We start from the raw sequence: 23,236 nt of genomic DNA, 5'->3' as shown, positions 1-23,236 counted from the left end.
GCTGTTGCATTATTATTGTGATCAACCCCAGGAAACATAAAAGCCGCTAGCTGATGCGCGTCAGGCCTCGGGTATTGTTACATATACACTTTAAGCCTATCGCGAATCACTTGCTGGATGGCTTTTACCTCCATGGGAGAGCGATGCCCCAGCTTCGACGGTTGAATGCGGTGGAGATGTAAGCAGGGGGAGTCCTTACGAAACGCGCGTAAATCGCCTTTAGTAATTACCGGGAGGAAAGGGATCTCGTTGGTTCCTTTTTTCATTAGCGCCCACAATCCAACTTTCAGCGGTACCGGCCTGATAACACGTTTGCCGTACTTAAGTAGTCGCAGGGTCAGGTATAACCCCTCCTTGCCAAACAAATCCCCTGGGACAATATACATGCCGCTGGCATGCACACTGGTGTCACTAATACTGTTGAAGGTGTCATGGTATGCGTAGGGGTTGGGCAGAATAATCATCGAACGATCATCGCCATCCGGCAGTGAAATGTCGTAGTTAGTATAAAGCTGCTGTACCGGTGCACTGTAGACACACAGCGTGTCTTGGAACTGTTTGATAAAATTGACCGCCCGTTTATGGTTGTCAAAATGGTTCAGTTTCCAGATTAGATGCTCAGGAATCCCCAAATCATTCAGCATAAATCACTATATGTGTTAGTTATTAATTATTAGGTTTGTGCACAGAATATAGCATAGGTTTTGCTTGTTACACGTATCAGCGTGTGGCGAAAAGTGTCAGCGTGACGGCGGTCACTGAGAAACGAGGGCGGACGTAACGAATGGCGAGAGTTTTTCCGGTAGATAACGCGATTGAGCCGCTTTTAAAAGCGTTAAAAAGGTACAATCGTACCATTCTTGAAGCGCCACCTGGCGCCGGGAAATCCACTCGTGTACCGCTGGCTCTACTGGACAGTGAGTGGGGTGCCAACGGCAAAATATTGATGCTGGAACCACGCCGGGTGGCCGCACGCTCCGTGGCCACTTTTATGGCCTCCCAGCGGGGGGAGCCGGTGGGGCGATCCGTGGGCTATCGCACCCGTACTGACACCCAGGTAAGTGCACACACTCGCTTGGAAGTGGTGACTGAAGGCATACTCACGCGCATGTTACTCAAGGACCCGGAACTACCCGGTGTCAGCCTGGTTATCTTTGATGAATTTCATGAACGGTCACTGAATGCGGATCTTGGTCTGGCGTTAATGTTGGAGACCTGTGAGGCATTTCGTTTGGACTTGGGCTTGCTGGTGATGTCTGCCACTTTGGACTGCGGGCCGCTGGAACATTTGCTTGGAGCGCCGGTGATACGCAGCGAAGGGCAGAGCTACCCGGTAACGGTGTCCTATGTGCCCGTTTCTGCGCGCGAGGATTGGCGGGATCATTGTGCCGAGCAAGTCATGGCGTTGGTTGACACCGCTGGCGTGATGCTAGTCTTTCTGCCGGGTCAGGGGGATATACGCAGGGTTGCCAGTCAGTTAAATCAGTGTGGTTGTACTACACCGGTCACCTCACTCTACGGGGGGTTGCCGCTGGATAAGCAACAGCAGGTGTTGGCGCTTGCGGCCACTGAACCGCGATTAATCGTGCTGACCACCAATGTGGCGGAAACCAGCCTGACCATTGAGGGAGTGACCCATGTGATTGACAGCGGGTTTGCCCGTGAGCCGGTTTATGATCCGGCAAGGCATCGCAGTCGGCTGGTGACCCGCCGTATCAGTGAGGCCAATGCCCGTCAGCGCAGTGGTCGGGCCGGGCGGTTGGGCCCAGGTCACAGTGTCCGCTTGTGGGGGAAGTCGGAGGTATTGGCACGTTATCAGTTGCCGGAAATTCAGCGCGTGGGGCTTGATCGTCTGGTGCTAGATTTGGCCCGCTGGGGCAGTCGTGAACCGCAACAAATGCCATGGTTGGATGCGCCCCCTCAAGCGGCCTGGAACAGTGCGGTGCAGCGGCTGCAAAGCGCGGGTGCTTTAGACGAAAATGGCTCGCTGACCTCACGAGGAGAGGCCATCGCGCAGCTGCCCGTGGACCCGTCACTGGCGTCACTATTGATTGTTGCAGGCGAAGCCGGATTGGCGGAGTCCGCAGCTCAGCTGGTTGCGCTGCTGTCCGAGCGGGATATTCTCCCTGGCGAGGGAGTGGACCTGAGGCGACGGCTGGAAGCGCTGGAGAATCAACCTCAGCGTTTTGGGGCAGTGCTGGCCGAGGCGCGGCGCCTGAAAATCAATAACGGCCATTCCGAACAGCGCTGGCGTGATGCGATGGGGACGTTGTTGGCCTCAGTGTATCCGTTACAGATCAGTCGCCGGCGTAGCGGTGGTCGAGGGCGTTATCAAATGGCCGATGGCCCCGGCCTGTTTCTACACGATAGTGACAGTTTGCAGGGCACGGAATGGCTGCTGGTGATGGATACCGATGGTCAGCCTAAAGACGCGCGTATTCGGCTCGCTTGGCCACTGACAGAAGACGAAGTCGAGGCTGCCCAAGAGCAGCATGGGGTGTGGCGAGAACAGGTCGGCTGGGATGCAGAGAGGCAGCGTGTGAGTGGTCGCCGTGAGCGGATGCTGGGCAATCTGGTGCTGCAAAGCCAGACGTTGACGTCGCTGGATAGCGAGCAACGGATAACCGGGCTGTTAGCCGGTATTCGTCAGTTGGGACTGGCTGTGCTGCCCTGGGATGAGTCCTGGCGGCAATGGCAGGCACGGGTTGTTCGTTTGGCTTGCGTGCAGCCAGATGGGCACTGGCCGGATGTGAGTGAGGCAGGATTGTTGTCTGATCTAGAACAGTGGTTAGCACCGTATCTAGCAGGAATGCGCAGTGTGGTAGACCTGAAAAAACTGCCGCTGGGAGTGGCACTGTTGAGCCTTTTAACTCTGGAGCAGCAGCGCCAACTGAAACAGGACATGCCAGAGAGTGTGGTGATTCCCTCCGGGCGCAGTGTGCGGCTGGATTATACCGGCGAGCAGGTGGTGCTGGCCGCCAAACTGCAGGAGTTGTTTGGCTTGAAAACGCTGCCGGCACTGGCTGGTGGTGCCCTGTCGATTACGGTGCATCTGCTTACGCCGGCGGGCCGCCCGGCAGCCATCACCGATAATCTGGCCCGGTTCTGGGCAGAAAACTACGCAGCGGTGCGCAAGGATCTGCGCGGACGTTACCCCAAACACCCGTGGCCGGAGAATCCGCTGGATGCTCAGGCTACCGGTCTTACCAAACGACGGCTGGGACAATAGCGGCTCTGACTTTGCGTAGGGTGTCGGCTTACGGCTATGGCGTTGTTATTAAGGCTTAGTTATTAAGTTACGAAACCTCTGTTCTCATCACCGATAAGCCCACAAAAAAAGGCCGCTGATTAGCGGCCTTTTTAAATTGGTCGGAGTAGCAGGATTCGAACCTGCGACCCCTACGTCCCGAACGTAGTACTCTACCAAGCTGAGCTATACTCCGATGGCTGCGCATTCTAGCAGCCAATCTAAAAAATGCCATACTTAAATCCCGTGGCAAAGCCCGGTTGCGCAGTTTCTGGCCAATCCTGCAGGTAACGGGCAAAATGCGCCCCGCTTGCTTTTGCTATGAATACAGGACAACGATGACGCCTTTTCACCACCCTTGGGGCGAGCTTTGCTTGCAGCGCTGGCCGCGTCGGCGCAACGAGACTCTGCAAGCCTGGGATAACGCCGATCTGTATCTGCTCAATACGTTAGCTGAACGAGGGCAGGCTCTGGGGAATGGGGATAATGCGCCCAAAACCCTGGTGCTTAATGATCAGCAAGGAGCGCTTTGCTTAGCTCTGCAACAGGCGGCAGCGAGCGCCCTTGACATTGAGAGCAGTGGCGATTCGTATACCGCGGCAGCGGCTGCCCGGGCGAATGCCGTAGACAATGGACTCGACCCCAATCTCCTCTTTTGCTGGCCGCTTGATGCGCCCAAGCAGAGCCCGGATCAGGTCATTATGCGTGTCCCTAAGTCCATTGCGCTTCTGCAATGGCAGTTGCAATGGTTAAGCGGGCATCTTCCAAAGGGTGTGCCGATATGGTTGGCGGGCATGGATAAGCATTTGCCACGGCAGCTAGTGCCATTGATGCAACGGTATCTAGGTAATGGTCGGGCGGAATATGGATGGAAAAAAGCCCGCTTGTTCAGTGCCCAGGCGCCGGGGCGGGTATTGGCCGATACCGACTACCCTTGCCGGGTAGACGCACTGCAGTGGCGCTTGACCGTGCACGCGGGCGTGTTTGCTCAGCAGCAACTGGATATTGGCGCACGATTTTTCCTAGACCACCTGCCTGAGGCTTTGCATACGGGGGCTAAAGTGGCCGATTTGGGTTGCGGAAACGGGGTGATAGGCATGGCCGTGCTGAAAGCCAATCCCGCGGCCAGGGTCACCTTTTGTGATGAGTCCTGGCTGGCGCTGGAGAGCGCCCGCGATAATGTGTCGCGTTATTTTTCTGATGCGGAGAGTCATTTCCATCTTGGCGATGGTTTGGCTGGCCTGGAGCAACGCTTCGACTGTATTTTGCTCAACCCTCCGTTTCATGATGGGTACGTGGTCGGCGACCATGTGGCACGGCGATTATTCAATCAGGCGGCCACAGCACTGGTGCCGGGGGGAGAGTTGCGAGTCATCGGTAACCGCCATCTTGGCTACCACAAGGTGTTGGCACGTCGTTTTACGTCGGTGACCGTGTTGGCCAGTAATGCCAAGTTTGTGGTGTGGCGCTGCCAGGGCCCGACCCCGTCGGCGTCTAATCCGCTAGATTGATGTGGTTAAAATTGCTGGCCACCGGGTGACGGCTTTCCAACCCTGCCTGTTGCCGGTCCAGTAGGCAGGTGTTAAACCCTGCTTCAGCAGCAGCATCCAATTCCGCTTCGATATCGGACAGAAACAGTAAGGTGTTGGCGGGTTTATCAATCGCCTGCTGGATCTTCCGATAGCTGTCTGTCTCCTGTTTGGGGCCAGTGGTGGTATCGAAATAACCAGATAACAGCCCGGTGAGATCACCGGCATCGCTGTAGCCAAAGAATAACTTCTGTGCGGTGATGGACCCGGAGGAATACACGTACAGAGCGATGCCTTTCTGATGCCATTTTTTCAGAGCCGGCGCAGTGTCCGGATACATATGGGCGGTATAGTCGCCATTTTCGTAACCGGCTTTCCAGATCATGCCTTGCAGGGTTTTCAGCGGGGTAGCCTTGCGGTCTTCCTCTATCCAGCGCAGGAAAAGCGCGGCGGCTTTATCAGCGGAGCCCAGCGTTTCTCCACTTTCCTTTTCGGCGGCTTTTATTTGCTCTTGAACGCAAGGATGATCCCAGTGATCCGCGAGAAAATCGGGAAACCGCTTGGCGGCATAGGGGAACAGCACCTCCTTCACAAATGCAATGCTGCTGGTGGTGCCTTCGATATCTGTGATGATGGCGTTGATCATGCCGTTTCCTTCCATGCTTGAGTGTCGGGACCGATGACGTGAGTGTGTGGCTGCACAAGAACGGCTAGGCTAAACGCCTTAGCAAGTATCGGGTTTAAGCGAGCCGGTTAAACTGTTGAGCAATATCACTTCCGGTAAAGTTAGCCACCCAGCCATCCGGGTTGTTGAACAGGCGAATGGCGACGAAGCGTGGTTCTGGACCCATATCAAACCAGTGCGGCGTGTTGGCCGGTACGCTTATTAAATCGCCCTTACTGCACAACACTTCGTAAACCTTACCGTTGATATGCAGGGTGAAGAGGCCCTGGCCTTCTACAAAAAAACGTACTTCATCTTCACTGTGACGATGTTCTTCCAGAAACTTTTGCCGGAAGGCAGTCTTTTCCGGATGATCAGGCACCATGCTGACCACATCTACGGTTTGGTAACCTTCATCGGCAATCAGCCGATCAATATCGGCCTGGTAAGCTTGGATGACTTCATCTTGCTGAGGGTCATCGGATAGAGCTTGGTTCGCTTGCCATTGTTCGTAGCGTATCCCAGCGCTGGCCAGTACCCGCGCCATGGCGGCCTTGTCGGTGAGGTGTTGCTCCACTCGCCCGGGGGCCTGATCAGAAAAGACTTTCAGTTCGCTATGCATAGCCGGTTCTCCATATCTGCAATATTTATTGGCACATTGAGACAATGCTGATTTAGCTGCCACGCAGCCTTCGGCATTCCAATTCAATGGCCAGCAGGGTTTCCAGTGCTTCCAGCTGCCGGTAACAGGTTGGCAGATCGTTAGCCCAGGTATACAAGCCGTGGCCGCGAATAAGATAGGCGTGGCTGATGTGGCCGGAGCGCATTTGCTGATCGACTTTGGCTGCCAAGGCAGCGATATCCTGGGTATTTTCAAATACAGGAATAGTTAACCGGCTGTTATGGCTGGTAATCCCTTGCAGGGCTTTGAGTAGCTCATAACCTTCTAAAGTAATGCTGTTAGCGGGCCAGTGCATGGTCAGCACGGTGGAGGCATGGCTATGGGTGTGAAGTACCGCCTGAATGTTGCCATCGAAGCGGTAAAGTTGGGTATGCAGCAAGGTTTCTGCAGAGGGCTTGCCGCTGGAAGCCGGCTGGCCGTCCATGTTCACAGCCATGATATCCGTTTCTCGCAGTAGGCCTTTGTCTTTGCCAGATTGAGTAACGGCGGCAAAGTCGGTATTGAGCCGCTGAGAGTAATTACTGCTGGTGGCAGGCGACCAGCCATTAGCGTAAATCCGTTGTCCGGTGGCCGCCAATGCTCGGGCAGCGTCGCGGAAGACAGTGGTAGAGTAGGGGCGCTCAGGCATGCTAGCTTTCCTTGGTCTGAGCCAGATGGCTGTTAATTTTGGCCGTATCCGGGCGGTGGACCACGCCTCGTTCGGTAACGATGGCGGTGATCAATTGCGCGGGGGTGATATCAAAGGCTGGGTTATATACCGGGCAATGTTCAGGGGCTAATGACTTGCCTTGCACGTTGCGCACTTCGTTAGCGTCCCGTTCTTCAATCACAATATGGCTGCCATTGGGCAGGGCCGGGTCCAGCGTTGAGACGGGAGCAGCCACGATGAAGGGAATATTGTGATGTTGGGCCAAAACGGCCAGATTGTAGGTGCCGATTTTGTTGGCAGTATCACCATTGGCGGTGATACGGTCTGCGCCTACGATAACGGCTTGGATTTTCCCCTGCTGCATCAGTTGGCCGGCACAGCTGTCCGCCACCAGCGTCACAGGAATGCCATCGTTTAGCAGCTCCCAGCTGGTCAGCCGGCTGCCCTGTAACCAAGGGCGGGTTTCGCCGGCAAACACGCCAGTGAGTTGATTTCGCGCCCAGGCACTGCGAATGATGCCCAGAGCGGTGCCATGCCCGCCGGTCGCTAGAGCACCGGTATTGCAGTGGGTGTAGACGGTGGCGCCGCTGGGCAACAGGTCGGCACCGAATTCGCCCATGGCCTGGTTAGCGGCGAGGTCTTCGCGATGAATCGCTTCAGCGTCCTCGGCCAGAGCCTGTGCCAGCGCCTTACCTTGTAAGTCCCCCGCATAGCGCTGCAGGCGTTCAAGTGCCCAGAAAAGGTTCACCGCCGTTGGCCGGCTGTCTGCTAGGGTGGCAACCGCATTTTGCAGTGTAACCCAGGATGCGTCATTGCCCATGATTTGAGCTTCTAGGGCTAGGCCATAGGCTGCAGTGATGCCAATGGCGGGGGCGCCACGCACGACCATGTTACGGATGGCGTCGGCTGCTTGTTGGCTATCGCAAATGTCCAACCACAGCGTTTCGGTGGGCAGACAACGTTGATCTAGCAATTGCAGGTGATCACCAAGCCAGCGGATTGCGGCGCTGTTAACGGCCATGGGTAGGCTCCTTGTTATAGGCATCAGGGTGTTCCAGCGGGCGGTGGTGGTATTTGGCCCGGATCCAGTTGGCGGCCCGGAAAACCCCGGGGCGGCGCATAATAGCGCTTTCCAAACGGTATTTCCCTGGGAATGTGCTGCTCATTATGGCTATCAGAATGGTGAGTAAACCTTGGCCTGGGAGCACCAGCATGATGATGCCTGCAATGAGTAATAGTAGCGCTAACAGGTTACGTAACAGCCAGAACAGCCATGCAATAACGCCTCGGTTCTGGTGGGGAGAATACGCCTGGGTAAAGTAATTTTCGGGTATGCGCACCAAAAACCAAGGTAGCGCAACCAGCGAGGCTACGGCCATGATGGCTCCGGTAATGGTCAGCGCAGGCAACCAGGGTTCAAGTTGTTGCGCAAGTGGCGCCAGCCAGCCAGGCAAGTCAGCGTTCAATAGGCCTCCGGGGAATAGTGTGAACGTATGCTCTGTGCAACGTACAATGGCGTTATGGTAGGCAATTTTCAATCATGGCTGTATCGACCTTCAGCGGCGGGGTGCGACCGCTGTTTAGAACCTCGTCGCATCGAATTTCACCTGCTTTCGGTGGGAGAGAACAGCTGGTATCTGGTTTGCCTTGCCGGAACATTAAGCATCGATCGGATTCATCGTCAGGGCCCACTGAGCAGCCGAGATTTAGCTCTGGGTCAGCTAAAGAAGATCACAGAGGCTCTGCTAGCCCTGGGTTATGAGCGCGTCGACGACCAGCAGTGGCAGCTGCCGGCTTGGCGCCAACGTAAATTATTGATGGAAGCGCGAAGCCCTCATCGGGTGGATTGTGTCTTCCGGGAGGACCAGGTATGGCCATGGCCGGGCAAGTAATTCTGGCAATTGTTATTGGGTTGATGATTGGCGGATTGTTGGGGGTGTTGATCTGGAAGATTTGGATGGTGCGTCACCGCCGCATTGAAAAACAGGCAGAAATGGCCCGTAGCGAAGCGCAGTATTTGCAAATACTCGATAGCCTGGAAGTGCTCTGCCGAGTAGTTAATCAAAAGCAGGTAGAGCTAAGTGAGGCCGCGATTCGGATCAGCGCTTTGTTGGACAGCCTGCCTGCCGATATCTCACCTAAAGTGGATGTGTCAGATATCCATCAATTTGCTCAGATCTGTCAGCAGTTCGATCGTGGAGATACGCGACAAGGTTTGACCGCCCGTGCCCGACATAACCAAGACAATTATCGTTGGCAGTTGGAAGAAGAGCAGGAGGTGGTGGTAGGTGATGCGGTTCAGCGGCTGGTTACGGTGCTCCCATCATGGCGTGTACTGTTGTTGTCAGGCTCATCTAAATAGCGAAAATCGGTAAGTTCAATTCGGCCGCGAATGAATGGGTTTTCTCGGTGATCCATTCGAACCATAAAGTAATCCAGTTTCTTCGCAGCCCAGAATTCGGAATGACGGCCTCGTTCAGCATATTCTCGCTCTAGGCCTGTGACTTTCCAGGTGCCAGCAGGGGTTTTAAGCGAGTCGTTGCCCAATGAAACGTAGTGATATTCAGCCATGCCATCGGGTTCTGCGACGGCGTAGCTAAATGAATCATCGCCGTTTGCCATGTGACAGCGGGCTACCATGGCTACGCTAAGGGCATCCAGGCTGGCCTCAGCCAAGCGATAGGTGGCTTTACTTCCCAGTGCTTGCCCTGTGCTCCAGTCAAAGCGAATTTCGCCGCCCCTTTCAATGCCGAAGCCGGCACTGGCGTGTTGATAGTAATAAGGCGTAGCAGTGCAGTTCTGCCAGTTAAAATGAGCACTTTCTTGATGGCTAAACAACCGGTTCTGGACGTTGAAATGAAGACGATATCCAGGGTTTGCCTTTTCCAGACGGATAGTGGCGCTGAGCCCTACAGGAATGCCGCTGACCACAACTCGGTAAGTGCCTTCGGCGGGGCGCAGCTGGTCAGGAAAAGTAACGGGGTCCTGTGCGTATGCCAGTGAATACAAGGACTGACACGCCACGATGGCTAGAGATAACGGCAGCCGTCCCAGCGTAAATATTCCAGTATTATTCGTCACTTGTCCTGTGTTCCTGTTCTGCAAAAGCTTTGGGAAATTTCAATGTACTGCGTGGCAGTCAGCTCGGGGACGCACCCGTTAAGGAGGCATTATTTTTTAGAGCGTATTGTTAGCGCGGTTGTACAAGTATGGATGAAAAAACGTTGCACGTCGTCTTTCGGACTCATGGTCTCTTGCGGCAGAGCACCGATATAGTTGGCTGGGTCTTCAGACGAAGTGGATCATCCCATGAAGCAGAACTGAACGCACTGATCACGGGTTTTCCGCATATTGCCTTAAGTTCTAAAAGCTCGTCATCATAGGCAATTCCCAGGGCGCTTTTCAACATCCGGTGATACTGGTCAAGGTTATGGGCCCTTTCGTTATCTCTTTGCAGCGAACCGCTAGTCGCTGGGCAAATACACAAGCCCCTTAACCTAACAACTCTTTCACTGCATGATGCGTCTACGGGGGGCGCAGACAAGCGAGCGGGCGTGACACCTAGACCAAGGCGGTGGATTATTGCAGTGAGACAATTGGCCTGCTCTCGCCGGTTCGATTCAGTAATGGCCCGATTGCTCTGCGGGGGTTGTATTCACCAGCCAAGAGTTTACTAGCGAGACGCTATTGCTGAGCTAGCGGCCAGAGGGTAGAGCAGACCCATCTCATGGGCTTGAGCATTTGTTGGCGCTTGCGGACGCGGAATGGAGATGCTGACTGACATAGATTTACTCTCTGGCTCGTATGGTGCCGTCTAGCGTATTTACGGGTTGAGTGTTGATGAGGCTTGTCGGCCTTATGCTAAGGGAGCGTCCTTATCGACTTCTAGCAAGCATGAAAAAACCGCCCAAGGGCAGTTTTTTCATGGTCGGTTCAAAGCCTATTTAAACGTCTTTTTTGGCCGGAGCTTTCTTGGCTGCGGCTTTCTTTGTAGGGGCTTTTTTGGCTGCCGCTTTCTTTTTGGCCGGAGCTTTTTTGGTTGCGGCCTTTTTAGCGGGTGCTTTCTTGGCAGCGGCCTTTTTCTTGGCCGGAGCTTTCTTGGCCGGGGCTTTTTTTGCTGTGGCTTTCTTGGGAGCTACCTTGCGTTGGATCTCTTTGGCGCGTTTTTCCAAATCTTTTTCATACTGGCCGATCACGCGAGCTAGGCTGTGCGCTTGCTTGGCTGTGGCCTTGAGAACTTTAACTTCCGTTTCCAGCACCCGTTTGCGAGCTTCGGAATCGTCCACCTGTTTGCGCGTGTCGTCAGCGGTCTTGCGGGCGCGATCAAGCTGACGTTTTATGGTGGTAGTGGCTTTTTCTCTGTACTCAGCTTGGAGTTTTTCCAGCTTGGCGAAATACTCGCGCTGGCGCTTCAGTTGCTGATTGAGGCTTTCACGCACTTTCTCTAGTTGCTTTTCCAGTTGTGCGATCTGTTTTTCGCGTTCCTTGTCGAAGCGCTCAGCCAGCTTGCGAATCTGAGCCTGAAGTTCCTCGACAGTATCTTTCACCTTGCTAGCAGCCATGGATGACTCCCTTTTTCCACTACGGATTGTTTCGTTAATGACCAACGGGCTCTTAATGAGCGCTGGCTCAGATCAACGCACTTGCTGTTGCAACTTTATGCCACATATGAACGTTGAACAACCATTGATCAATTAGAGGATGCCTGAGGAACAAACGGGTGCCGGTAGCTGGGGATTTATTTTATCTTGATCCGTTACCTTTACCTTCTTGTTAGGTGAATGTCGTACTTGCCGAGGCAGTGTCGGCTCTTGGCGTTGCGGTTTGTTTGGCAGGGCTGGATACTGAAGCCTATAACAACGACCGAGACAGGAATTATGCCAGTAACGTTCGATGGCAAATTGGTCATCGCGATTAGCTCACGGGCCCTGTTCAATCTTTCAGACAGCCACCGGGTTTACCTTGAAGAAGGCCTAGAAGCCTTTCAGGACTACCAGGTTCAGCATGAAGACGACTTGCTGGAGCCTGGTGATGCCTTTCCGTTGGTAAAAAAATTGTTGGCGATCAATGAGCTGGAGCAGGGTAAAGGGCGGGTCGAGGTAATCTTGTTATCGCGTAATAGCTCGGATACGGGGCTGCGGGTGTTTAACTCCATTGCCCACTATGGCCTACCAATTACCCGTGCGGCATTTGCTAGTGGTGAAAGCCCTCATCGTTATGTCTCTGCATTTGGTGCTCATTTGTTTTTGTCGACGGACCCGGGAGATGTGCAACAGGTGCTGGAAGCCGGTTATGCGGCGGCGACGATTCTGTCGGGGGGGCAGTGTCAGCGCCCGGATGGCATTTTGCGCATCGCCTTCGACGGCGATGCGGTGTTGTTTTCTGATGAGTCGGAGCAAATTTTTCAGAGCGACGGGCTAGCGGCATTTACAGAGAATGAACGGCAAGCGGCTAGAAAACCTATGAATGGAGGGCCTTTTAAGCCGTTTCTGGCGGCGCTACATCAGTTACAGAACAGCTTCCCGGTGGCGGGGTGTCCCATTCGCACGGCTTTGGTTACGGCTCGTGGTGCGCCTGCCCATGAACGTGTGGTGCGCACCTTGCGCGATTGGGATATACGCTTGGATGAAAGTCTGTTCTTGGGCGGATTATCTAAAGGTGAATTCCTGCGGGCTTTCGGTGCCGACGTGTTTTTTGATGATCAGCAGGGGCATTGTGAATCTGCTTCTGAACATGTGGCCGCAGGTCACGTGCCCCATGGCATCTCCAATACAAAGAAGGGGCCGTCGCAGGATTGAACGAGAATTACCGTTGTATAGGTCGTTTGAAGTCGACAGCGTTAACAATAAGCAGGAGTGGCAGCTTGAGCAGGGTGATCATTTTCTGTTTAGCCTTGGCCTCAGGCATAGTGCGAGATGGCCTTACCAAACACGGTTGGCTATGCGCTGAATGAATAATAGATTATATTTTTATAACTAATTGCGGATTTAATGCGGAGACAGGGATGAAACTGCAACAACTACGCTACATCTGGGAAGTGGCCCGCCATGACCTGAATGTGTCAGCCACCGCAGCGGCGCTTTATACTTCGCAGCCCGGTATCAGTAAACAAATCCGTATGTTGGAAGATGAACTGGGTGTGGAGGTTTTTGCTCGTAGCGGGAAACACCTTACCCATATTACTCCCGCCGGGCAGGCTATTCTTCAGATTGCCGGTGAAATCCTGCAGCAGACGGAGTCTATTCGCCGGGTATCTCAGGAGTTTCGTGATGAATCCCGGGGTGAGCTAAGTATTGCCACGACACATACTCAGGCTCGCTATGCTTTGCCGCCCGTTATTCGTCATTTTACTGGCCTTTTCCCTGATGTATCGCTACACATGCATCAGGGCACTCCCATGCAGATTTCCGAAATGGCCGCTAACGGTAGTGTGGATTTCGCCATTGCTACGGAAGCCTTGGATTTGTTCTCTGACCTGATCATGATGCCCTGTTACCGCTGGAACCGGACCGTAGTAGTGCCGCAAGGGCACCCTCTGGCAGAAGCAACAAAGCCTTTAACGCTAGAGGCGCTAGCTGATTATCCCCTTGTGACCTATGTATTTGGTTTCACCGGTCGCAGTAAGCTTGATGACGCTTTTGTTGATAAAGGGCTGGATCCCAAAGTGGTTTTCACTGCCGCTGATGCTGATGTGATAAAGACCTATGTTCGCCTGGGAATGGGGGTGGGGATTATTGCGCACATGGCAGTCGACCCAGTGGAAGACAAAGGGTTGATCGCACTGGATGCTAGTCACCTGTTTGAGCCTAGCACCACCCGAATCGGCTTTCGTAAAGGCACATTTCTGCGCGGTTTTATGTACGACTTTTTAGAAGCCTTCGCTCCTCATTTGACCCGGGAGCGAGTGGATGCGGCTATCAAGGCTCCTAATCGGGAAGAGCGGGAAATGTTATTTGAAAGTATAGAGCTACCTATTCGCTAGCGGCCTAATGGCGCCGTCTGGTTTTCCTCCCAGTGGAAAGCGATTGTATTGACAAAGCATTGGTTTCTCACCAGCACAACGGGCATGACACCCAAACCTGCTTCCCCGTTGCAAAGCGGCGGGGGCGCCGCTACATTGTGCGCGCCTTAACTTATCCAAAGGGGAAACACCGTGGAATTGTTGTGCCTGGACCTTGAAGGGGTGTTGATCCCTGAAATCTGGATTAACTTCGCTGAAAAAACCGGCATCGATGAGCTGCGTGCCACCACCCGGGATATCCCGGACTATGACGAACTCATGCGTATGCGCCTGAAAATTCTGGACGAGCATGGCTATGGCCTGCCCGACATTCAGGCGGTGATCGATACCTTGGACCCGATGGACGGGGCTAAAGAGTTTGTTGAGTGGGCCCGTGAGAATTTCCAGCTGATCATCTTGTCGGACACTTTCTACGAGTTTGCCAAGCCGTTAATGAAGAAATTGGGCTGGCCGACATTGTTCTGCCATCGTCTGGAAGTGGACGAAAAAGGTCGCATTACCGATTATAAACTGCGCCAGAAAGACCCGAAGCGAGCGTCCGTGATCGCCTTGCACAGCCTGAATTACCGGGTAATTTCAGCCGGCGACTCCTATAACGACACCACCATGTTAGGGGAAGCTGAGCAGGGCATCTTGTTCCATGCGCCGGATAACGTGATCGCCGAATTTCCGCAGTTCCCTGCAGTGCATAGCTACGAAGACTTGAAGAAAGAGATCATTAAGGCCAGCGAACGCGATATTTCGCTGTAACGTTGTGGCAGGCTGTACGCAACAGGCCAATAAATTTGGCGTGTTGCGTAGCACGCGCTGCACGAAGTGGCACTTAAAGAAATCTTTCCTCAAGAGCCCGCATCAGCTTTTCCACCTTGAACAGACTTTCCTCGTATTCTGCTAAGGGGTCTGAATCAAATACGATTCCGCCGCCGCCATGGCAGTAGATCCGATCTCCGTCAGTTTGCATAGTGCGAATCAGGATGTTGCTGTCCAGGTTCTCTTGATCGTCCATCCAGAAGAAACTACCGCAATAGGCTCCACGGGCGACAGGCTCAAGTTCGGTGATGATTTCCATGGCTCGTTGCTTGGGAGCCCCGGTAATCGACCCCCCAGGAAAGGCACGGAATAGAGCCTCCAGCGGCGTGATGTCGGCTTTCAGGGTGCCGGTGATGGTGCTGACAAGGTGTTGTACATTGCTGAACTGGCGTAATTCAAATAGTGGCGAAGCCTGGATGCTGCCCGATTCACAGCTGAGCCCCAGATCATTGCGTAGCAGATCCACTATCATCAGATTCTCGGCCAGGTCTTTGGGGTTGGCTCTTAACTCAGCCGCCAGCCGACCATCTTCTTCAGGGTTAGCGCCTCGCGGGCGAGAGCCCTTGATAGGCTCCGCCACTACCTGTCGATTCCTGATGGAAAGAAAACGCTCCGGTGAAACCCCGAATACACTGTTGCCGTCATCCGTTTGGAAATAGCAGCTATGTGGGGCGGGGTGGGCCTGTTGTAAGCCAAGCCAAGCGCTGAGAGTGGAGCCGCTGAAATGGGTAGAAAAACGCTGGGCTAAGTTGACCTGGTAGCAGTCGCCAGCGCGCAGATAGGCTTGGATCCGTGACAGGCTGGCCAAATAGGCTTGTTGCGTTTGTTCCGGCTTAAATGCCGACTCCAGGGCAAAGTTTTCTGCGCCGGTCGGTGTGCTGACGAGAGCGGCGTTAGGTGTGTTCTGGCTGGGAGCGTCTTTATACAGGTATGCCCAGGCAGTAAAGGGGGCGCAAGGTAATCCGTGTAATGCGGACCCTACTTCATAGGGCAGTATGCCTGCAACGAAACAGTATTCGTTTGCTAGCGCGTATTCTATGTTGGCTCGTAGCTCATGCAATTGTGACAATGACTGGGCGCTCAATACCGCATCCGGCTCACCGAGCCAGCGTAAGCTACCTTCAGATTGAAAAACGCAAGGGTAAGTCATGAGCTGCCAGAGTAAAATGAGGCGCTAGTCTACCCGCGTAATGCAACGATGCCCATTCTTGTTGCTAATGAGTAACGGTTATACCGCAGAACACAGGCCGCCATGGTCGCCTCGTTTTGGTGTCGTGATTACCGGCCTCTTCAAGGCAGGTCGTGGTGTGTTCATCGCCGGCAAGAGCAATGCGCAAAATAGCCAGCCCGCGGGTTTTATTATCTGCACTTTGCCAATACGAAGTGTGCCACTACCGTTTTGTTGCTGAGGCTAGCGGCGGGTGCGCTCGATAATAGCAATCGTGATCTGACTGAAGATTAACAAGGAATATTGGTGTCCCTTTCGTAGGGCCTAGTTCAATGCTGTGTCGATGATATCGCTGGTGGTACGATCCTTTTACACTGTGGTGCCTTAGGTGAGACGATTGTCAACAATTGCCCTTGAAGTCATTACTTTGAGGGCGTAAAGTCCAGCTCGGTCGTTGAAATTGTCAACAATCGGGCTATTTTATGTCTGTTGCTGTACCAGAATCCTCACGCACCTTGGCTGACCGGGTTTTTTCCCTGTTGCAGGATGATATTGTGCGTGGCGAGATCCCGCCCGGTTCCAAGGTCAGCGAGACCGAGTTGGCAGGCCGTTATGGCGTCAGCCGTGGCCCGCTCCGTGAAGCTATCCGCCGTCTTGAATCCCGCAAGTTACTCGAACGCGTTGTCCATGTGGGTACTCGTGTCGCGTCTCTGAGCTTTGACGACCTGATTGAAATCTACCATGTCCGTGAAGCTCTGGAAGGCATGGCTGCGCGCTTGGCGGCCGAGCAAATGTCAACGCAAGAAGTTGCGGGGTTATACGATGTGCTGGCTCAACATGAGCAACAGCAAGACTTGCAGCAAGATACCGCCTATTTTCAGCGTGAAGGCGACCTGGACTTCCACTACCGCATTATTCAGGGCAGCCACAATGGCACCCTCAGCCAGATGCTGATCGGCGAGCTCTACCACTTGGTGCGCATGTACCGGTACCAATTCAGTTCCGTAGCGAATCGCCCGCAGAAAGCCCTTAATGAACACCGCCGTATCGTGGAGGCTATTGAGGCCCGCGATGGCGAGATGGCGGAGCTATTGATGCGCCGCCATATCAGCAGTGCCCGCAAAAACATTGAAAACCAATATGCCGCCCACAAGGCGGAAACCTTGAAATCGGATAACTAGGAGAACGCCATGTCAGCAAACCTGACCGCCGGCGGCCGCTTCCGCAAAGCGCTCGCGGAAGAAAAGCCCCTTCAAATTATGGGAACCATCAATGCCTATGCGGCAATGATGGCGGAACAGGTTGGTTATCGCGCTATCTACCTGTCCGGTGGTGGTGTGGCCAATGCCAGCTACGGCATGCCTGATCTGGGCATGACCAGCATGAACGACGTGCTGGAAGACGTGCGCCGTATCTCCAGTGCCGTGCAAACCCCTCTGCTGGTAGACATTGATACCGGTTGGGGTGGGGCGTTCAATATCTCTCGTACCGTGAAAGAAATGATCAAAGCGGGTGCTGGCGCTGTGCACTTGGAAGATCAGGTCGCCCAGAAACGCTGCGGTCACCGCCCGAATAAGGAAATTGTTTCCCAGGAAGAGATGGTCGACCGGGTTAAAGCTGCTGTCGATGGTAAGACTGATGATGATTTCTTCATCATTGCCCGAACTGATGCTTTCCAAAAAGATGGTTTGGAAGCGGCGATCGAGCGTGCACGCGCCTGTATTGACGCAGGAGCTGATGGTATTTTCGCGGAAGCCGTACACACCTTGGAAGACTACAAAGCGTTCAAGAAAGGTCTAGGTGATGCGCCGTTGTTGGCTAACATTACTGAATTTGGGGCCACTCCACTGTTCAGCCGTGAAGAGCTGGCCGAGGCAGGCGCGGATATGGTGCTGTATCCGCTGAGTGCTTTCCGTGCCATGAACAAGGCTGCATTGCAGGTGTATCAGAGCATCCGCGAACAAGGCCATCAAAAAGACGTGGTGGACATCATGCAGACACGTATGGAGCTGTACGATTTCCTCAATTACCACGATTACGAGCAGAAACTGGACGCACTCTTTGCCAAGGGTAAGGGTTAACAACCACCGTAAAGACCTGCTGCAGGAGTCGCTCAAATGCGGCTCTTGCAGTACATAGATTCCGCCAAGGCGGTTGAAAATAGATTTACAAGGAGACAAATCATGGCTGAAGCAAAAAAACTCGGCGGCGCAGGTTTGCGCGGTCAGGTCGCTGGTAAAACTGCACTTTCCACTGTGGGCGTTTCTGGCTCCGGCCTGACCTACCGCGGTTACGACGTTAAGGATTTAGCAGAAAACTGCGAATTTGAAGAAGTGGCGTACCTGATCCTTAAAGGCAAATTGCCAAATCAAGCGGAGCTGGATGCTTACAAAACCAAGCTTCAAGGTCTGCGTAGCCTGCCTGCAGAACTGAAAACGGTTCTGGAGCAAATTCCGAAAGATGCACACCCAATGGACGTTATCCGTACCGGTTGTTCCATGTTGGGTAACCTTGAGCAAGAAGATACTTCAGTGATGGGCGTATTCCCGACCCAGGAAGCTTGCGTCGATCGTATGCTGGCGTGTTTCCCGTCCATCATTTGTTATTGGTACCGTTTTAGCCATGACGGTGTGCGTATCGACGAAAACACCGGTGATTCTTCAATTGGTGCACACTTCCTGCACATGCTGCGCGGTGAGAAGCCCAATGAGTTGCATGAGCGCGTAATGAACGTGTCCTTGATCCTGTATGCAGAGCACGAGTTTAACGCCTCCACCTTTACCGCCCGTGTGTGTGCGTCAACCTTGTCTGACATCCACAGCTGTATTACCGGTGCCATTGGTACATTGCGTGGGCCGTTGCATGGCGGCGCTAACGAAGCGGCCATGGACATGATTGAAAAGTTCTCTGATGCAGATCATGCCGAGCAGGAAATGATGGGCATGCTTAAGCGCAAAGAGAAAATCATGGGCTTTGGTCATGCGATCTACACTGAATCTGATCCGCGTAACGCCATCATCAAAGAGTGGGCGGAAAAGTTGAGTCAGGACGTGGGCGACACTGTGCTCTATCCTGTCTCGGTGCGTTGTGAAGAGGTGATGTGGCGCGAGAAAAAACTGTTCTGTAACGCAGATTTCTTCCATGCCTCCGCTTATTTCTTCATGGGCATTCCCACCAAACTGTTCACGCCGATCTTCGTGATGAGCCGCCTGACCGGTTGGGCTGGCCATGTGATGGAGCAGCGTGCGGATAACCGCATCATTCGCCCAAGCGCGGATTATACCGGTGAAGAACTACGCCCGGTAACGCCAATCGCAGAGCGAGATTAAGCGCTTCATTTTGCGAGCATGACTTCCCGCGATAGGAGTAGGCTCCTGCGGGAAGTCATGCTCGCATCGCGAGTGCCGAATGTTTTACCCAAGATTTACCTAGACAAGAGATCCCCAGGCTATGAACACCGAATACCGCAAATCCCTTCCCGGCACAGAGCTGGACTATTTCGACACCCGTGCGGCGGTCGATGCGATCCAGCCTGGGGCCTATGCAAAACTTCCCTATACCTCACGAATTTTGGCAGAGCAGCTGGTGCGCCGTTGTGCACCGGTTGATCTGAACGATGCGTTGACGCAACTAATTGAGCGCAAGCGCGATCTGGATTTTCCTTGGTACCCAGCTCGGGTTGTCTGCCACGACATTCTCGGCCAAACCGCATTGGTAGACCTGGCCGGCCTGCGTGATGCCATCGCCGAGAAAGGTGGCGATCCGTCCCAGGTGAACCCGGTGGTGCCGACTCAGCTTATTGTGGATCACTCCTTGGCCGTTGAGCATCCCGGTTTTGAAGAAGGTGCATTTGAGAAAAACCGCGCGGTGGAAGAGCGTCGTAACGAAGACCGTTTCCATTTTATCAACTGGACTAAAACCGCCTTCGATAACGTGGACGTGATTCCGCCGGGTAACGGCATCATGCATCAGATTAACCTGGAGAAAATGTCTCCGGTGGTGCAAGTGCGCGATGGTGTGGCTTTCCCGGACACCTGTGTGGGCACCGATAGCCACACCCCCATGGTGGATGCACTGGGTGTGATTTCCGTGGGCGTGGGTGGTCTGGAAGCGGAAAATGTGATGTTGGGTAACCCGTCCATGATGCGTCTGCCGGATATCGTCGGCGTGGAAATGACCGGCAAGTTGCACCCAGGTATCACCGGTACTGACTTGGTGTTAGCCCTTACCGAATTCCTTCGTAAAGAGCGCGTGGTCGGCGCCTATCTTGAATTCTTCGGTGAAGGTGCGGACAGCCTGTCTGTTGGCGACCGTGCCACCATTGCCAACATGACGCCGGAGTACGGCGCCACTGCCGGCATGTTCTTTATCGATGATCAGACCATCGATTACTTGCGCCTTACCGGTCGTGAAGATGATCAGGTTGCCTTGGTTGAAAAATTCGCCAAAGAAACGGGCCTGTGGGCCGACAGTCTGAAAGAGGTGGAATACGAGCGCGTGCTGTCGTTCGATCTCGCTTCAGTTGGGCGTAACCTGGCTGGCCCGTCCAACCCGCACTCCCTGCTGCCTGTCTCTGAATTGAGTAGCCGTGGCATCGCCAAGGAGTGGAAGCAGGAAGAGGGTTTGATGCCTGATGGTGCGGTGATCATCGCGGCTATCACTAGCTGCACTAACACCTCCAACCCGCGCAATATTATTGGTGCTGGTTTGTTGGCACGTAATGCTAACAGGCTGGGTCTGATGCGTAAGCCCTGGGTGAAAAGCTCCTTGGCCCCCGGTTCTAAAACGGTAAAAATGTACCTAGAAGAATCCGGTTTGCTGCCTGAGCTGCAGCAACAAGGTTTTGATGTTGTCGCATTTGCCTGTACTACCTGTAACGGTATGTCTGGTGCATTGGATCCGAAAATCCAGAAAGAAGTGATTGAGCGTGACCTTTACTCTACCGCGGTGTTGTCTGGGAACCGTAACTTTGATGGCCGGATTCACCCTTACGCCAAGCAGGCCTTCTTGGCATCACCGCCGCTAGTGGTAGCTTATGCCATTGCCGGTACCATCCGTTTTGATATTGAAAAGGATGTGTTGGGCCATGACCAGGACGGCAACCCGATTATGCTTAAGGATATTTGGCCGTCGGATGAAGAGATTGATGCCATCGTGAAGTCGGCGGTTAAGCCTGAGCAGTTCCGCAAGACATACATCCCCATGTTTGAGAAGAAGGACGATGGTGTACGTGCGGCGAGCCCGCTGTACGATTGGCGTCCGCAGTCCACTTACATTCGTCGCCCTCCTTACTGGGAAGGCACCATGGCTGAGGCCCGTGCGCTGAAAGGCATGCGTCCATTGGCTGTGTTGCCGGACAACATCACTACGGACCATCTGTCGCCATCCAACGCGATCCTGCTGGACAGCGCAGCCGGTGCTTACCTAGACAAAATGGGCTTGCCGGAAGAGGACTTCAATTCCTACGCGACTCACCGTGGTGATCACCTAACGGCACAACGGGCCACGCTGGCTAACCCGAAATTGTTCAATGAAATGGTCAAGGATGAAGATGGCAATGTGATTCAGGGCTCCCTGGCTCGGGTTGAGCCAGAAGGGGAAGTGAAACGCATGTGGGAAGCCATTGAAACCTACATGGCGCGTAAGCAGCCGCTGATCATCATCGCAGGCGCCGATTACGGTCAAGGCTCGTCCCGTGATTGGGCGGCTAAAGGGGTGGCGTTAGCCGGGGTGGAAGCCATCGTTGCTGAAGGCTTCGAGCGTATTCACCGCACTAACTTGATCGGTATGGGTGTGATGCCTTTGCAGTTTGAAGAAGGTACTACTCGCAACACCCTTAACATTGACGGCACCGAAACCTTTGATGTGGAAGGGACGCCGGCGCCCCGCGCCAAGTTGACGCTGATCATGCACCGCGCTAACGGTGACGTTGAGCGTATCCCTGTGCTCTGCCGTTTGGATACGGCAGAAGAAGTGTCCGTGTATTGCGCGGGTGGCATCCTACAGAAATTCGCAAATGAATTTATGGAAGAAGCAGGCTGATTCGCCGCCCTTGCCAGTAGACGTTTGTCTGTCAGCCAACCAGCCCCTTAAGCAAGGGCCAGGTTGGCCATAGTAAGCGCCCTAACGGCCGATAAATTCTCAAACCCCGGCTGTTTAGCTCCGGGGTTTTTTGAAGGAGCAAAACTATGCCTCACGCACCACAGATAAAAATCCCCGCCACCTACATGCGCGGGGGCACCAGTAAAGGTGTTTTTTTCAGCCTGAAAGACCTGCCCGAAGCGGCACAGGTTGCTGGAGATGTGCGCGACAAAATCCTGTTACGGGTGATCGGTAGTCCCGATCCTTATGGCAAGCACACCGATGGTATGGGGGGCGCGACCTCCAGCACCAGTAAATCGGTGATTCTGGCCAAAAGCGAAAAAGCGGACCACGACGTGGATTACCTGTTTGGTCAGGTTTCCATCGATAAGCCCTTTGTGGATTGGAGTGGCAACTGTGGCAACCTGACCGCGGCAGTGGGGTCTTTTGCCATTAGCAACGGCTTGGTTGCAGCGGATCGGATACCGGAAAACGGTATTGCCGAAGTGCGTATTTGGCAGGTTAACATTCAGAAAACGATTGTTGCCCATGTTCCCGTTACCAATGGCGAAGTACAGGAAACCGGTGATTTTGAGCTGGACGGTGTGACTTTCCCCGCGGCTGAAGTAAAAGTGGACTTCATGGATCCGGCAGACGGGGAGGGCGCCATGTTCCCCACCGGTAATGTGGTTGATGAGCTTGAAGTTCCAGGTGTAGGAACCTTTGCGGCGACCATGATCAACGCCGGTATCCCGACGGTTTTCGTTAACGCCGAAGATATCGGGTACAACGGTACCGAGCTGCAGGGTGACATCAACGAAAATAGGGAAGCGCTGCAAACCTTTGAGACCATTCGCGCCTACGGCGCTAAACGTATGGGCCTCATCGACAATATAGAAGAAGCCGAGGCACGCCAGCATACCCCGAAAATAGCGTTTGTCTCCAAGCCCAAGAGCTACTCCTCCTCCAGCGGCAAGCAAATTGAAGAAGGGGATATCGATCTGCTGGTTAGAGCCTTGTCCATGGGCAAGTTGCATCATGCCATGATGGGTACCGCAGCCGTGGCCATCGCCTGTGCCTCCGCAGTACCCGGTACATTGGTGAACCTGGCAGCCGGCGGCGGTGAGCGCGATAGCGTTACCTTCGGCCACCCCTCCGGTACATTGCGGGTTGGGGCAGGGGCTAAACAAGTGAATGGTCAGTGGACCGCCACTAAAGCCAGCATGAGCCGTAGTGCGCGTGTGCTGATGGAAGGCAATGTCCGAATTCCCGGTGACAGTATCTAGTTAGCATTGACGGCATGGCGGATATGGATGCCTATTCATATTCGCCTGTTTAATCGTATAGCGCCCTTTTCATGCCAACCAACCCTTGACCCTGTGCCA

At 53.9% G+C, this 23,236-nt stretch carries 21 protein-coding genes and 1 tRNA gene; 12 read left to right on the top strand and 10 right to left on the bottom strand.

Translation table 11 applies throughout. The features are described from left to right. Positions 1 to 77: 77 nt before the first annotated feature. Complete coding sequence (locus AS19_RS07505; protein ID WP_011588731.1) at positions 78 to 644, bottom strand: hypothetical protein; 567 nt, start codon at positions 642 to 644, stop codon at positions 78 to 80. A 140-nt stretch (positions 645 to 784) separates the two neighbouring features. On the opposite strand from AS19_RS07505, the gene hrpB reads away from it, so the two are divergent. After that, positions 785 to 3,229 carry an ATP-dependent helicase HrpB gene (gene hrpB / locus AS19_RS07500; protein ID WP_046961884.1) on the top strand — a complete coding sequence of 815 codons (2,445 nt, stop codon included), beginning with the start codon at positions 785 to 787 and terminating at the stop codon, positions 3,227 to 3,229. A gap of 137 nt (positions 3,230 to 3,366) precedes the next feature. Here hrpB and AS19_RS07495 read toward each other — a convergent pair. Continuing rightward, a tRNA-Pro gene (locus AS19_RS07495) sits at positions 3,367 to 3,443 on the bottom strand. Between the two features lie 142 nt (positions 3,444 to 3,585). Here AS19_RS07495 and AS19_RS07490 point away from each other — a divergent pair. Then, positions 3,586 to 4,758 carry a class I SAM-dependent methyltransferase gene (locus AS19_RS07490; protein ID WP_041704954.1) on the top strand — a complete coding sequence of 391 codons (1,173 nt, stop codon included), beginning with the start codon at positions 3,586 to 3,588 and terminating at the stop codon, positions 4,756 to 4,758. Here AS19_RS07490 and mtnC read toward each other — a convergent pair. The 5 genes from mtnC to AS19_RS07465 form a co-directional block, all read right to left on the bottom strand. Beyond that, positions 4,742 to 5,422 (bottom strand): acireductone synthase, encoded by a 681-nt coding sequence (gene mtnC, locus AS19_RS07485; RefSeq protein ID WP_041704953.1) that lies wholly within the window; start codon positions 5,420 to 5,422, stop codon positions 4,742 to 4,744. The two genes, AS19_RS07490 and mtnC, sit on opposite strands and share 17 nt — an antisense overlap. Positions 5,423 to 5,516: 94 nt before the next feature. Beyond that, the gene (locus AS19_RS07480; RefSeq protein ID WP_011588727.1) at positions 5,517 to 6,062 is read right to left on the bottom strand and encodes an acireductone dioxygenase; all 546 of its coding nucleotides are present in this window, start codon (positions 6,060 to 6,062) and stop codon (positions 5,517 to 5,519) included. A gap of 52 nt (positions 6,063 to 6,114) precedes the next feature. Beyond that, on the bottom strand, positions 6,115 to 6,750 hold the full coding sequence (locus AS19_RS07475; protein ID WP_011588726.1) for a methylthioribulose 1-phosphate dehydratase: 636 nt from the start codon (positions 6,748 to 6,750) through the stop codon (positions 6,115 to 6,117). Position 6,751: 1 nt separating this feature from the next. Then, a complete protein-coding gene (mtnA, locus tag AS19_RS07470; RefSeq protein WP_011588725.1) occupies positions 6,752 to 7,792 on the bottom strand; it encodes an S-methyl-5-thioribose-1-phosphate isomerase in 1,041 nt (346 codons plus the stop codon). Then, complete coding sequence (locus AS19_RS07465; protein WP_011588724.1) at positions 7,782 to 8,237, bottom strand: PGPGW domain-containing protein; 456 nt, start codon at positions 8,235 to 8,237, stop codon at positions 7,782 to 7,784. Before AS19_RS07465 ends, mtnA begins: the two co-directional genes overlap by 11 nt. Positions 8,238 to 8,264: 27 nt before the next feature. Between AS19_RS07465 and AS19_RS07460 the strand changes: the two genes are divergently transcribed. Together AS19_RS07460 and AS19_RS07455 are read left to right on the top strand one after the other, a co-directional pair. After that, positions 8,265 to 8,663 (top strand): hypothetical protein, encoded by a 399-nt coding sequence (locus AS19_RS07460; RefSeq protein ID WP_011588723.1) that lies wholly within the window; start codon positions 8,265 to 8,267, stop codon positions 8,661 to 8,663. Continuing rightward, the gene (locus tag AS19_RS07455; RefSeq protein WP_011588722.1) at positions 8,642 to 9,133 is read left to right on the top strand and encodes a DUF2489 domain-containing protein; all 492 of its coding nucleotides are present in this window, start codon (positions 8,642 to 8,644) and stop codon (positions 9,131 to 9,133) included. The genes AS19_RS07460 and AS19_RS07455 overlap by 22 nt, the downstream gene beginning before the upstream one ends. Here AS19_RS07455 and AS19_RS07450 read toward each other — a convergent pair. Together AS19_RS07450 and AS19_RS07445 are read right to left on the bottom strand one after the other, a co-directional pair. Next, entirely contained in the window at positions 9,070 to 9,852 is a 783-nt protein-coding gene (locus AS19_RS07450) for a DUF3108 domain-containing protein (RefSeq protein ID WP_011588721.1), read from the bottom strand. The genes AS19_RS07455 and AS19_RS07450 overlap by 64 nt on opposite strands. An 863-nt stretch (positions 9,853 to 10,715) precedes the next feature. Continuing rightward, entirely contained in the window at positions 10,716 to 11,333 is a 618-nt protein-coding gene (locus AS19_RS07445; protein ID WP_011588720.1) for a hypothetical protein, read from the bottom strand. Between the two features lie 315 nt (positions 11,334 to 11,648). On the opposite strand from AS19_RS07445, the gene AS19_RS07440 reads away from it, so the two are divergent. The 3 genes from AS19_RS07440 (at position 11,649) to thrH (ending at position 14,542) form a co-directional block, all read left to right on the top strand. Further along, entirely contained in the window at positions 11,649 to 12,569 is a 921-nt protein-coding gene (locus AS19_RS07440; RefSeq protein ID WP_011588719.1) for a 5'-nucleotidase, read from the top strand. Positions 12,570 to 12,775: 206 nt separating this feature from the next. Next, positions 12,776 to 13,753 (top strand): HTH-type transcriptional regulator CysB, encoded by a 978-nt coding sequence (gene cysB / locus AS19_RS07435; RefSeq protein WP_011588718.1) that lies wholly within the window; start codon positions 12,776 to 12,778, stop codon positions 13,751 to 13,753. 171 nt (positions 13,754 to 13,924) lie between these two features. Next, positions 13,925 to 14,542, top strand: a complete 618-nt coding sequence (gene thrH, locus AS19_RS07430; RefSeq protein ID WP_011588717.1) for a bifunctional phosphoserine phosphatase/homoserine phosphotransferase ThrH — start codon at positions 13,925 to 13,927, stop codon at positions 14,540 to 14,542. Between the two features lie 73 nt (positions 14,543 to 14,615). Here thrH and AS19_RS07425 read toward each other — a convergent pair whose 3' ends face one another. After that, positions 14,616 to 15,752, bottom strand: a complete 1,137-nt coding sequence (locus AS19_RS07425) for an anthranilate synthase component I family protein (protein ID WP_011588716.1) — start codon at positions 15,750 to 15,752, stop codon at positions 14,616 to 14,618. Positions 15,753 to 16,252: 500 nt separating this feature from the next. Between AS19_RS07425 and AS19_RS07420 the strand changes: the two genes are divergently transcribed. From AS19_RS07420 to prpF, 5 genes are all read left to right on the top strand, one after another. Continuing rightward, positions 16,253 to 16,951, top strand: coding sequence for a GntR family transcriptional regulator (locus tag AS19_RS07420; RefSeq protein WP_011588715.1), 699 nt, complete (start codon positions 16,253 to 16,255; stop codon positions 16,949 to 16,951). Positions 16,952 to 16,960: 9 nt separating this feature from the next. Continuing rightward, a complete protein-coding gene (gene prpB / locus AS19_RS07415; protein ID WP_011588714.1) occupies positions 16,961 to 17,851 on the top strand; it encodes a methylisocitrate lyase in 891 nt (296 codons plus the stop codon). A gap of 102 nt (positions 17,852 to 17,953) precedes the next feature. Next, a complete protein-coding gene (gene prpC / locus AS19_RS07410; protein WP_035460365.1) occupies positions 17,954 to 19,099 on the top strand; it encodes a 2-methylcitrate synthase in 1,146 nt (381 codons plus the stop codon). A 121-nt stretch (positions 19,100 to 19,220) separates the two neighbouring features. Continuing rightward, entirely contained in the window at positions 19,221 to 21,812 is a 2,592-nt protein-coding gene (acnD, locus tag AS19_RS07405; RefSeq protein WP_011588712.1) for a Fe/S-dependent 2-methylisocitrate dehydratase AcnD, read from the top strand. A 146-nt stretch (positions 21,813 to 21,958) separates the two neighbouring features. Further along, positions 21,959 to 23,137 carry a 2-methylaconitate cis-trans isomerase PrpF gene (gene prpF, locus AS19_RS07400; RefSeq protein ID WP_011588711.1) on the top strand — a complete coding sequence of 393 codons (1,179 nt, stop codon included), beginning with the start codon at positions 21,959 to 21,961 and terminating at the stop codon, positions 23,135 to 23,137. Positions 23,138 to 23,236: the final 99 nt, after the last annotated feature.

Source organism: Alcanivorax sp. NBRC 101098, assembly GCF_001010505.1.
In the GTDB taxonomy this organism is placed as follows: domain Bacteria; phylum Pseudomonadota; class Gammaproteobacteria; order Pseudomonadales; family Alcanivoracaceae; genus Alcanivorax; species Alcanivorax borkumensis.
This window is presented reverse-complemented; position numbering and strand designations above follow the sequence as displayed.

What these genes read in the sequence shown, in the direction of transcription:
- hrpB (WP_046961884.1), top strand. Translation starts at nt 785, where the DNA reads ATGGCGAGAGTTTTTCCGGTAGATAACGCGATTGAGCCGCTTTTAAAA.
- mtnC (WP_041704953.1), bottom strand. Translation starts at nt 5,422, where the DNA reads ATGATCAACGCCATCATCACAGATATCGAAGGCACCACCAGCAGCATT.
- prpC (WP_035460365.1), top strand. Translation starts at nt 17,954, where the DNA reads ATGGCTGAAGCAAAAAAACTCGGCGGCGCAGGTTTGCGCGGTCAGGTC.
- AS19_RS07445 (WP_011588720.1), bottom strand. Translation starts at nt 11,333, where the DNA reads ATGGCTGCTAGCAAGGTGAAAGATACTGTCGAGGAACTTCAGGCTCAG.
- AS19_RS07480 (WP_011588727.1), bottom strand. Translation starts at nt 6,062, where the DNA reads ATGCATAGCGAACTGAAAGTCTTTTCTGATCAGGCCCCCGGGCGAGTG.
- cysB (WP_011588718.1), top strand. Translation starts at nt 12,776, where the DNA reads ATGAAACTGCAACAACTACGCTACATCTGGGAAGTGGCCCGCCATGAC.
- AS19_RS07475 (WP_011588726.1), bottom strand. Translation starts at nt 6,750, where the DNA reads ATGCCTGAGCGCCCCTACTCTACCACTGTCTTCCGCGACGCTGCCCGA.
- mtnA (WP_011588725.1), bottom strand. Translation starts at nt 7,792, where the DNA reads ATGGCCGTTAACAGCGCCGCAATCCGCTGGCTTGGTGATCACCTGCAA.
- AS19_RS07440 (WP_011588719.1), top strand. Translation starts at nt 11,649, where the DNA reads ATGCCAGTAACGTTCGATGGCAAATTGGTCATCGCGATTAGCTCACGG.
- AS19_RS07505 (WP_011588731.1), bottom strand. Translation starts at nt 644, where the DNA reads ATGCTGAATGATTTGGGGATTCCTGAGCATCTAATCTGGAAACTGAAC.
- AS19_RS07425 (WP_011588716.1), bottom strand. Translation starts at nt 15,752, where the DNA reads ATGACTTACCCTTGCGTTTTTCAATCTGAAGGTAGCTTACGCTGGCTC.
- prpB (WP_011588714.1), top strand. Translation starts at nt 16,961, where the DNA reads ATGTCAGCAAACCTGACCGCCGGCGGCCGCTTCCGCAAAGCGCTCGCG.
- acnD (WP_011588712.1), top strand. Translation starts at nt 19,221, where the DNA reads ATGAACACCGAATACCGCAAATCCCTTCCCGGCACAGAGCTGGACTAT.
- AS19_RS07460 (WP_011588723.1), top strand. Translation starts at nt 8,265, where the DNA reads ATGCTCTGTGCAACGTACAATGGCGTTATGGTAGGCAATTTTCAATCA.
- AS19_RS07420 (WP_011588715.1), top strand. Translation starts at nt 16,253, where the DNA reads ATGTCTGTTGCTGTACCAGAATCCTCACGCACCTTGGCTGACCGGGTT.
- AS19_RS07490 (WP_041704954.1), top strand. Translation starts at nt 3,586, where the DNA reads ATGACGCCTTTTCACCACCCTTGGGGCGAGCTTTGCTTGCAGCGCTGG.
- AS19_RS07455 (WP_011588722.1), top strand. Translation starts at nt 8,642, where the DNA reads ATGGCCATGGCCGGGCAAGTAATTCTGGCAATTGTTATTGGGTTGATG.
- prpF (WP_011588711.1), top strand. Translation starts at nt 21,959, where the DNA reads ATGCCTCACGCACCACAGATAAAAATCCCCGCCACCTACATGCGCGGG.